Here is a 9,227-nt window from a genome sequence, read left to right on the forward strand (position 1 = left end):
AGATGTGTATAGAGACAGGGTGCAGGTCGTGCCGTTCAGGGTGAAGGAGGCCGGCCGTGCGAACGTCCCGCTGTACGTGCCCTGGAAGCCGAAGGTCGCCTGGCCGCCGGGGGCGATCTGCCCGTTGTAGTCGAGCGAGGTCGCGGTGACCGCGCCTGAGGACGGGGAGACGGTGGCGCCCCAGCTGCCGGTGATCTGCTGGCCGGAGGGCAGGGTGAAGCCGAGCCTCCAGCCGTTCACCGCCGAGGAGCCGGTGTTGGTGACGGTGACATCTGCGGTGAGGCCGCCCTGCCAGACATTGGTCCCGTACACGACCTTGCACGACGACCCCGGGTTGCCGGGGTTGCCCGGGTCGGTGCTGCCGCCGGTGTTGACCGTGGAGGAGAAGGAGTTGACGGCCAGTCCGGCGCCGTTCTGCCACGGCTCGAAGCCCGCCTGCACACTCGTCAGATACCAGTTGTTCTGGGCGAGGCCGCGGGCGATCGTCTGCCGGACGAAGTCCATGACGTCGAAGCTCCAGCTGGAGAGCGTCGAGGTGGCGACGAACGACAGCACGTCATTGCCGCCGTTGTTGCCGGACCACACCTCCCACTGCCGTCCGGCCACCGTGGCGGTGTCCACACGGGAGCCGACCGGCTGGATCGGGCCGACCCGGTTGAACCACACCATGATCTCGGTGCGGTTCACCCCGTCCTTGCGGGGCGTCGGGTCGAGCCAGATGTCGTACGCGGCGTCGTAGACCGCGTTGCCGACATAGCTGTACGAGATGCTGGTGGGCGCGCTGGAGATGCTGCTGAGCTGCATCGGCAGATTGGTGCCCGGCGAACAGTTCGTGTAGTGGCAGCCGTTGAAGACCGAGGGATACGACTTCGGGGCGCCGTTCGTCGGGACCGAACCGTCGGCCTGGGTCACGCGGAAGCCGCTGTCGGTGACGGAGATGCACTGGGTGTCGCTGGTGCCCCAGCGGTTGTTCTGGACGACGTACCGGCCCTGGATCGTCGTGGAACCGTACTGCTCGCAGATCGTCGTGTCGGCCTGCGCCGACGACGCGCCGGTCAGCAGCGCCGCGGCCACGCTCAGCGCGGTGAGGGCCGCGCCTAACAGGGCCCGCGCTCCACGGGCGGGGTGCTTTGACGGTCGCATGCGGGTCCTCTCGGGGAGGTGGGGGGAGCGGGGTGCGGGAGCGCTCCCAATTCGCATATGGGAGCGCTCCCATTCCCTCCGTTTCGCCAGGACTGTAGGAGCGACGCATGTCCCTGACAAGACTGTGGACACGAATGTGTCGAATGGATTTCGAAAACGCAGGTCAGCGCGGGGGCGCGAGAGGCGCGTGCGAGCGCAGTGCACTGGGAGCGCTCCCGGTATGTGAGACGCACGGGTCCGTCGGCGGCCGTATACGGCCCGTACGACACCGCCCCACCGATACGGCCACGGACCGCGAGCCGGTCTCGGCCCGCGAGTTGATCTCAGCCCTGGGCAGCCCTCGGTTCCCGACACGGCACCGGCCCAGTCGCGGCCCCGGCGCCCGCGGTGCTCTCGGCCCGCGTGACCGCCTCGGCCCCCGCCTCAGGCCGACTCGCGGATCACCAGTTCGGTGCGGAGGATGACGTGCCGCCAGGCGACCGCGGGCTCTTCCATCTCTTCTTGGAGCAGCCGGACCATGGCCCGTCCGATCTCCTCCAGCGGCTGCCGCACCGTCGTCAGCGGCGGGTCGGTGCGCTGCGCCAGCGGAAAGTCGTCGAAGCCGATCACCGCGACGTCGTCGGGCACCCGGCGTCCCGCCGCCCGCAGGGTGGTGAGCGCTCCGGCGGCCGTGGTGTCCGACGCGGCGAGGACGCCGTCGATCTCCGGGTGCCGGGCGAGCAGCTCGGCCATGGCGTGCCGGCCGCTCTCCTCCGTGAAGTCGCCCTCGGCCACCAGGGAGGGGCCGCCCTTCAGCCCGGCCAGCGCGAGTGCGTCCTGGTAGCCACGCAGGCGGCACTGGGCGGCGTACATGTCGAGCGGGCCGGTGATCGTGGCGATGGTCGTCCGGCCCTGCTCGACGAGGCGGGCGACGGCGCTGCGGGCGCCGCCGGCGTTGTCCGCGTCGACGTAGCTGATGGACTCGTCGCCGGAGCGGCGGCCGAGCAGGACGGTGGGCATCCGCGCGTCGGCGAGCATGTCGGGCAGCGGGTCGTCGGCGTGCACGGACATCACCAGGACCCCGTCGACGCGGCCACCGCGCGCGTACTCCAGGAAGCGGACCCGGTCGGTGTCGGAGCGGACGAGGGTCAGCAGGAGTTGCAGGCCGGTCTCGGCCAGGGTGTCGCCGAGGGTGCGCACGATCTCGGAGAAGAACGGTTCGGCGAACTGCCGCCAGTCCGGCTCGGTCATGACCAGCGCGACGGCGTCGGCCCGCCGCACGGCGAGCGAGCGCGCCGCGAGGTTCGGCACGTACCCCAGCTCCGCGATGGCCTGCTGCACGAGGCGCCGCGTCGACTCTCGTACGCCGGTGGCGTTGTTGATGACGCGGGAGACCGTGCCCCGCCCCACCCCGGCGCGCGCGGCGACCTCCTCCAGCGTCGGCGTGTCAGGGCGCTGTCTGCCCATGACCACCTCCCCCCAAGAGATCACCGATACTACGGGGCCGGGGTCCGGGGACAAGGGGGCGTTCCGCCTTCTCCGGCCGCCCCAGGGAGCCATCCGGGCGGGGCCTTTCGCGGACCGACCGGGGACCGACCGCGGACCGACCGCGGACCGGTCTCGGTTCGGCCGCGGACCCGCTGCGAACCGTTCCCGGACCGTCGGCGGACCGAGGACGGCCCGCCGAAGGGCCGGGAAAGGGTCCTCCCGGAAGCGCCTACCCTGGAGGGCATGACCAGCAGCAGCGACCGGAGCCCCGCAGTGGACGTTCACGCCCCCAAGAGCTACGAGATCCGCACCTACGGGTGCCAGATGAACGTCCACGATTCCGAGCGATTGGCCGGGCTGCTGGAAGAGGCCGGATATGTGCGGGCCCCGGAGGGGTCGGACGGTGACGCGGACGTCGTCGTCTTCAACACCTGCGCGGTCCGCGAGAACGCCGACAACCGTCTCTACGGCAACCTCGGCCGCCTCGCGCCGAAGAAGGCCTCACGCCCCGGCATGCAGATCGCGGTCGGCGGCTGTCTGGCGCAGAAGGACCGCGACACCATCGTGAAGAAGGCGCCCTGGGTGGACGTCGTCTTCGGCACGCACAACATCGGCAAGCTGCCCGTGCTGCTGGAGCGCGCCCGCGTCCAGGAGGAGGCGCAGGTCGAGATCGCCGAGTCGCTGGAGGCGTTCCCCTCCACGCTGCCGACGCGGCGCGAGAGCGCCTACGCGGCCTGGGTGTCCATCTCCGTCGGCTGCAACAACACCTGCACCTTCTGCATCGTCCCGGCGCTGCGCGGCAAGGAGAAGGACCGCCGCCCCGGCGAGATCCTCGCCGAGGTCGAGGCGCTGGTCGCCGAGGGCGTCTCCGAGATCACGCTGCTCGGGCAGAACGTCAACGCGTACGGCTCCGACATCGGCGACCGCGAGGCCTTCAGCAAGCTGCTGCGGGCCTGCGGCACGATCGAGGGCCTGGAGCGGGTCCGCTTCACCTCCCCGCACCCGCGTGACTTCACCGACGACGTGATCGCCGCCATGGCCGAGACGCCGAACGTGATGCCTCAGCTGCACATGCCGCTCCAGTCCGGCTCGGACACCGTGCTGAAGGCGATGCGCCGCTCCTACCGGCAGTCGCGCTACCTCGACATCATCCGCAAGGTCCGCGAGGCCATCCCGCACGCCGCGATCACCACCGACATCATCGTGGGCTTCCCCGGCGAGACCGAGGAGGACTTCGAACAGACGCTGCACGTGGTGCGCGAGGCCCGGTTCGCGCAGGCGTTCACCTTCCAGTACTCCAAGCGGCCCGGCACCCCGGCCGCGACCATGGAGAACCAGATCCCCAAGGAGGTCGTCCAGGCGCGCTACGAGCGTCTCGTCGCCCTCCAGGAGGAGATCTCCTGGGAGGAGAACAAGAAGCAGGTCGGTCGCACCCTGGAGCTGATGGTCGCCGAGGGCGAGGGCCGCAAGGACGACGCCACCCACCGGCTGTCCGGCCGCGCCCCCGACAACCGCCTGGTCCACTTCACCAAGCCCGACCAGGAGGTCCGCCCCGGTGACGTCGTCACCGTCGAGATCACGTACGCCGCTCCCCACCACCTTCTCGCCGAGGGCCCGGTGCTGGACGTGCGCCGCACGCGCGCGGGTGACGCGTGGGAGAAGCGCAACGCCGAGAAGGCGGCGGCCAAGCCGGCGGGCGTGCTGCTCGGCCTGCCCAAGGTGGGCGTCCCGGCCCCGCTCCCGGCGGCCAGCGGCTGCGGCTGCGACTGACCGACCGGGTCCGAGGCGACGGGCCCCGCGGCCGTGCCCCGGCGGCGCCCGCCGGGCACGGCCGCACGCGGGCACGGCCTCGCGTTCCGACGCGGACCGAGCCGCGACCCCGGCGCCGCTCGGGGTTAGGCTGCCGATCATGCTTGTCGCCGCTGCCGTCTGTCCCTGTCCGCCGCTGCTCGTGCCCGAGGTGGCCGCCGGCGCCGCGCCCGAGCTGGACGCCGCACGGGCCGCCTGCGCGGACGCGATCGGCGTCCTCGCCGCCGCCCGGCCCGACCGGCTCGTCGTCGTCGGGCCCGCCGAGCGGAACGGCACGTACGCGGAGGGCAGCCGGGGGTCGTTCCGCGGCTTCGGCGTCGGCGTGGACGTCGTCCTCGGCCGTACCGTCGCCGGCCCGCACGGCGCGGCCGTACTGCCCGCGTCGCTCTCCGTCGGCGCGTGGCTGCTGAGGCAGGCCGACTGGACCGCCGCCCCGGTGGAGGCGCTGGCCGTGGCACGGACGCTGGAACCGGAACAGTGCCTGGCGACCGGCCGGGACCTCGCCGCCCCGGACCAGCGGGTCGCGCTGCTCGTGATGGGCGACGCCAGCGCCTGCCGCACCCTCAAGGCCCCCGGCTACCTCGACGAGCGGGCGGCACCCTTCGACGAGGCCGCCGCCCGGGCGCTCGGCTCCGCCGACCTCGCCGCGCTCAAGGCGCTGGACGTGCGACTGGCCCAGGAGCTACAGGTCTCCGGCCGAGCCCCCTGGCAGGTGCTCGCCGGAGCCGCCGAGCAGGCGGACATGTCCGGTTCCCTGCTGTACGAGGACGCCCCGTACGGCGTCGGCTACCTGGTCGCCGCCTGGTCCTGACGGCACACGCGCGTGCGGCGTGCCCGTGCCGGTACGGCATCGGCCTCGGGTGGCGCGCGGCACGCGCGCGTGGTCGCTTTCTCCGCGCCTCCTGACTACGGCGGCCCACCCCGGCGCCCGCACCGGCGCCGGTGCGTCGGCACGCGCGCGTGGTCGCTCGTCGCGCCCGTACGAAAACGGCGGACGGCCGCGAGCCCGTGCATGGCTCGGCGGCCGTCCGCCGTTCTGTGGTGCACCGTGTGCCGAGGGAGCCCCGGCCCGGTCCTCAGGAGGCCGGAGGAGAGCCCTCCGGCGGGGTGAAGGTGTCGTCGCCCGCCCCGGGCCCGCTCTTGTGCGCGAGCCGGTCCATGGCGCCCTTCGCCTTGCCGGTGCCCGACTGGATCTTGTCGCTGTACTTGCCCTTGGTTCTCTCGTCGACGACCTTAGCGGCCTTGTCCAGGCCATGCGTGATCTTGTCTCCGTGATGCTGCGCGAGCCCGGAGACCTTCTCCTTGGCCGTGTCCTTCGCCGGGGCGAGCTTGGCCTTGAGGTTGTCCAACAGACCCATGGGTCACCTTCCCTCTTCCTGAGACTCCGGCCGGCGGGGCGTCAGGTGCGGGCGCCCTCACCGGTCTGGTTGTCGGCCGCTTTCTCGGCGGACTGCTGCTGGGGGATCTCCGTGGCCGCCTCCCGCACGGCCCCGCTCCCGTTCCCCGCCACGTCGGAGCCGGCAGGCTCATCGGCCTCCGACGCGTCCGGCACCGAGGCCTTCGTCGCCGTCGCGGCGCCCTCCTCGTCATCCGCCTCGGCACCGGGCTCCGCGCCCGTCTCCCGCGCGGCGACGGGATCCACGGCGCCGACGCCCTCGGTACCGCTCTCGCCGGTGTCGTCGGTCTCGTCGCTCTCCGTCGTCCCGGCCGGCTCCTCGGTAGCCGGGACCTCCTCCTCCGTCGCCTGCGACCTCCGGAAAAGTTTCGCGAAAACGCCCATTTCAACTCCATACGGTACTCGTGCGGGCGACATCCCGCCGCTCCCGGGCGCGTCCGGTTGCGCCCGGGCCCGCCGTGCCTCTCGCGCCGGCGGCGGAACCTCGAACGGGCAACGAACCGGTGCCGGTGGCGTCACGTAACTCGTTCGTGGGCACACCGTGATGTTTGCGAGACTGGTGCGGTGAGCAGCGCAGCCCCCGCCCCCCGCGTCATCGCCGTAGTCGGCCCCACCGCCGCAGGAAAGTCCGACCTCGGCGTCTTCCTGGCCCAGCAGCTCGGCGGCGAGGTCGTCAACGCCGACTCCATGCAGCTGTACCGAGGGATGGACATCGGCACCGCCAAGCTGACGCCCGAGGAACGCGGCGGCGTACCGCACCACCTGCTCGACATCTGGGACGTGACCGTCACGGCGTCCGTCGCCGAGTACCAGCGCCTCGCGCGCGCTCGTATCGACGCCCTGCTCGCCGAGGGCCGCTGGCCGATCCTCGTCGGCGGCTCCGGGCTGTACGTCCGCGGGGCCGTGGACAACCTGGAGTTCCCCGGCACCGACCCCGAGGTGCGCGCCCGGCTGGAGGAGGAGCTCGCGCTGCGCGGGCCCGGCGCCCTGCATGCCCGGCTGGCCGCCGCCGACCCCGAGGCCGCCCGCGCGATCCTGCCCAGCAACGGCCGCCGTATCGTCCGGGCCCTGGAAGTGATCGAGATCACCGGCAGGCCCTTCACCGCCAACCTGCCCGGCCACGACTCGGTGTACGACACCGTGCAGATCGGCGTCGACGTGGCCCGGCCCGAGCTGGACGAGCGCATCGCACGCCGCGTGGACCGCATGTGGGACGCCGGGCTCGTCGAAGAAGTACGCGCACTGGAGGCGCAGGGGTTGCGCGAGGGGCGTACGGCGTCGCGCGCCCTGGGCTACCAGCAAGTGCTCGCGGCACTCGCCGGGGAGTGCACCATGGAGGAGGCACGGCAGGAAACCGTCCGTGCCACCAAACGCTTCGCGCGCCGTCAGGATTCGTGGTTCAGACGCGATCCGCGGGTGCACTGGTTGAGTGGGGGAGCGGCCGATATGAAGGAACTTCCGCGGCTTGCTCTCTCGTTGATCGAACGACCGGTTACAGCCTGATCACGTCATGGCATCGGGACGCCCAGCGCGTCATCCGGGCATCCGGTGCCGTGCCATCATCGAGCTTCGATCGACCAAGTGGAGTCCGAGTTGGGAGGGCGCGTGGCGATGGAGGCCGGCCCTCGCGACACCGCACGAGACACCGAATCCGTCACTGCCGGACGCATCGCCGACGACGGCGACGTACCGCAGCCGGACGACGCCTCGCCGAGCACCGACGGGCTCGACGAGACCGAAGGCGGAATGACCGCCGACGGCCCGGAGCCGGACGAGATGTTCGAGTCCGGGCCCGAGGTCGAGGTCGAGCTGCGCCCCCAGCGGCGGCTGCGGATCTGGCAGCTCGCCCCGATCGTCGCGCTCGCCGCCAGCGGCTCCCTGATGTTCGCCTTCCCGCTCGCCTTCGACTTCGGCGACAGCGGCGCGGTGATCGCCATGCTGGGCCTGCTGATCTGCTCCTGCGCGGCGGGCTGGGGCATGATGGCCGCCCGCCGCGTCGGCTACACGCTGCCCGGCCTCCCGGCCCGCGGCTCGGCCCGCCGCCCGGACTGGCGGGTCGTCCTCGCCTACGTCGTGCTGGTGGCCGTGGTGGCCTTCCTCGCCGTACTGCGGGTGGCGCGGCTCCGCTGAACCAGCGGAAGGGGACCTGAGGCGCGGCGGCCCCCAGTGGGCTGCCGCAGGCACGCACGCAGGGGCGGGGAACTGCGCGAGACCCCCCACAGGCCCGCAGTGAAAGGCGAACCCCCAGGCAGACACATAGGGAGGCGGGAAACTGCGCCGGCCCGCAGTGGGACGCGCTGCCGCAGGCACGCACGCAGGGGCGGGGAACTGCGCGAGACCCCCCACAGGCCCGCAGTGAAAGGCGAACCCCCAGGCACCCGGCCGACCCCGGCCGACCCCGGCCGGCCGTGGCGCCGGCGCCACCCCGACCACGAGACTTCTCGTAGGATCGCCACATGAGCACGCGCGCGCGGATCGCCTTCCTCAAGGGCCACGGGACGGAGAACGACTTCGTCATCGTCCCGGACCCCGAGAACGCCATCGACCTGCCCCCCGCCACCGTCGCCGCCCTGTGCGACCGCCGCGCGGGCATCGGCGCCGACGGCCTGCTGCACGTCGTGCGGTCCGCCGCCCACCCCGAGGCCCGGCACATGGCGGCCGACGCCGAGTGGTTCATGGACTACCGCAACGGCGACGGCTCGATCGCCGAGATGTGCGGCAACGGCGTACGTGTCTTCGCCCGCTACCTCCAGCGCGCGGGCCTCGCCGCCGAGGGCGACCTCGCCGTCGCCACCCGGGGCGGCGTGAAGACCGTGCACCTCGCCAAGGACGGCGACATCACCGTCGGCATGGGACGGGCGGCCTTCCCGGAGGGAGAGGTCACCGTCACCGTCGGCGAGCGCAGCTGGCCCGCGCGGAACGTGAACATGGGCAACCCGCACGCAGTCGCCTTCGTCGAGGACCTGGCACACGCCGGCACCCTGCACGACGCCCCGCCGTTCAGCCCGGCCTCCGTCTACCCGGACGGCGTCAACGTCGAGTTCGTCGTCGACCGCGGCCCCGCCCACGTCGCGATGCGCGTCCATGAGCGCGGCGCCGGCGAGACCCGCTCCTGCGGCACCGGCGCCTGCGCGGTCGCCGTGGCCACGGCCCGCCGCGACGGCGTCGACCCCGCCGTCACCGGTACGCCCGCGACGTACACCGTGGACCTGCCCGGCGGGCGGCTCGTGATCACCGAACGGCCCGACGGAGAGATCGAGATGACCGGCCCCGCCGTGATCGTCGCCGAGGGTGAGATCGACGCGGACTGGCTGGCATCGGTCGCCGGCTGAGCCGGGCCGAACGGCTGACACCCACGCCGCAAAGCCCCTGCGGGTACGGCGAATCCGTGCCCACGGCCCCGTACCTGTCC

The 9,227-nt window shown here is 72.5% G+C and carries 9 protein-coding genes; 5 read left to right on the forward strand and 4 right to left on the reverse strand.

Going from position 1 to position 9,227, the window contains the following annotated elements; translation table 11 throughout:
• Positions 1-1,143: GH12 family glycosyl hydrolase domain-containing protein (locus tag MTQ10_RS23220; protein ID WP_247472024.1), on the reverse strand; the 1,143-nt coding region annotated here is incomplete at its 3' end.
• A 423-nt stretch (positions 1,144-1,566) separates the two neighbouring features.
• Entirely contained in the window at positions 1,567-2,589 is a 1,023-nt protein-coding gene (locus MTQ10_RS23225) for a LacI family DNA-binding transcriptional regulator (protein WP_247472025.1), read from the reverse strand.
• Between the two features lie 264 nt (positions 2,590-2,853).
• Between MTQ10_RS23225 and miaB the strand changes: the two genes are divergently transcribed.
• Together miaB and MTQ10_RS23235 are read left to right on the forward strand one after the other, a co-directional pair.
• Positions 2,854-4,380 carry a tRNA (N6-isopentenyl adenosine(37)-C2)-methylthiotransferase MiaB gene (gene miaB / locus MTQ10_RS23230; RefSeq protein ID WP_247472027.1) on the forward strand — a complete coding sequence of 509 codons (1,527 nt, stop codon included), beginning with the start codon at positions 2,854-2,856 and terminating at the stop codon, positions 4,378-4,380.
• A gap of 139 nt (positions 4,381-4,519) precedes the next feature.
• Positions 4,520-5,230 (forward strand): class III extradiol dioxygenase subunit B-like domain-containing protein, encoded by a 711-nt coding sequence (locus MTQ10_RS23235; RefSeq protein WP_247472029.1) that lies wholly within the window; start codon positions 4,520-4,522, stop codon positions 5,228-5,230.
• 265 nt (positions 5,231-5,495) lie between these two features.
• Here the strand turns inward: MTQ10_RS23235 and MTQ10_RS23240 are convergent, their stop codons facing one another.
• Both MTQ10_RS23240 and MTQ10_RS23245 read right to left on the reverse strand, forming a co-directional pair.
• The gene (locus tag MTQ10_RS23240) at positions 5,496-5,777 is read right to left on the reverse strand and encodes an antitoxin (protein ID WP_247472031.1); all 282 of its coding nucleotides are present in this window, start codon (positions 5,775-5,777) and stop codon (positions 5,496-5,498) included.
• Positions 5,778-5,818: 41 nt separating this feature from the next.
• Complete coding sequence (locus MTQ10_RS23245) at positions 5,819-6,199, reverse strand: hypothetical protein (protein ID WP_247472033.1); 381 nt, start codon at positions 6,197-6,199, stop codon at positions 5,819-5,821.
• Between the two features lie 180 nt (positions 6,200-6,379).
• Between MTQ10_RS23245 and miaA the strand changes: the two genes are divergently transcribed.
• The 3 genes from miaA (at position 6,380) to dapF (ending at position 9,147) form a co-directional block, all read left to right on the forward strand.
• A complete protein-coding gene (gene miaA / locus MTQ10_RS23250) occupies positions 6,380-7,318 on the forward strand; it encodes a tRNA (adenosine(37)-N6)-dimethylallyltransferase MiaA (RefSeq protein ID WP_247472035.1) in 939 nt (312 codons plus the stop codon).
• Between the two features lie 108 nt (positions 7,319-7,426).
• Positions 7,427-7,945: a hypothetical protein gene (locus MTQ10_RS23255; RefSeq protein ID WP_247472040.1), complete on the forward strand. Its 519-nt coding sequence runs from the start codon at positions 7,427-7,429 to the stop codon at positions 7,943-7,945.
• A gap of 326 nt (positions 7,946-8,271) precedes the next feature.
• Positions 8,272-9,147: a diaminopimelate epimerase gene (dapF, locus tag MTQ10_RS23260; protein ID WP_247472038.1), complete on the forward strand. Its 876-nt coding sequence runs from the start codon at positions 8,272-8,274 to the stop codon at positions 9,145-9,147.
• Positions 9,148-9,227 lie beyond the last annotated feature (80 nt).

Source organism: Streptomyces sp. XM83C (genome assembly GCF_023072675.1).
GTDB classification, from domain to species: Bacteria; Actinomycetota; Actinomycetes; order Streptomycetales; family Streptomycetaceae; genus Streptomyces; species Streptomyces thermocoprophilus.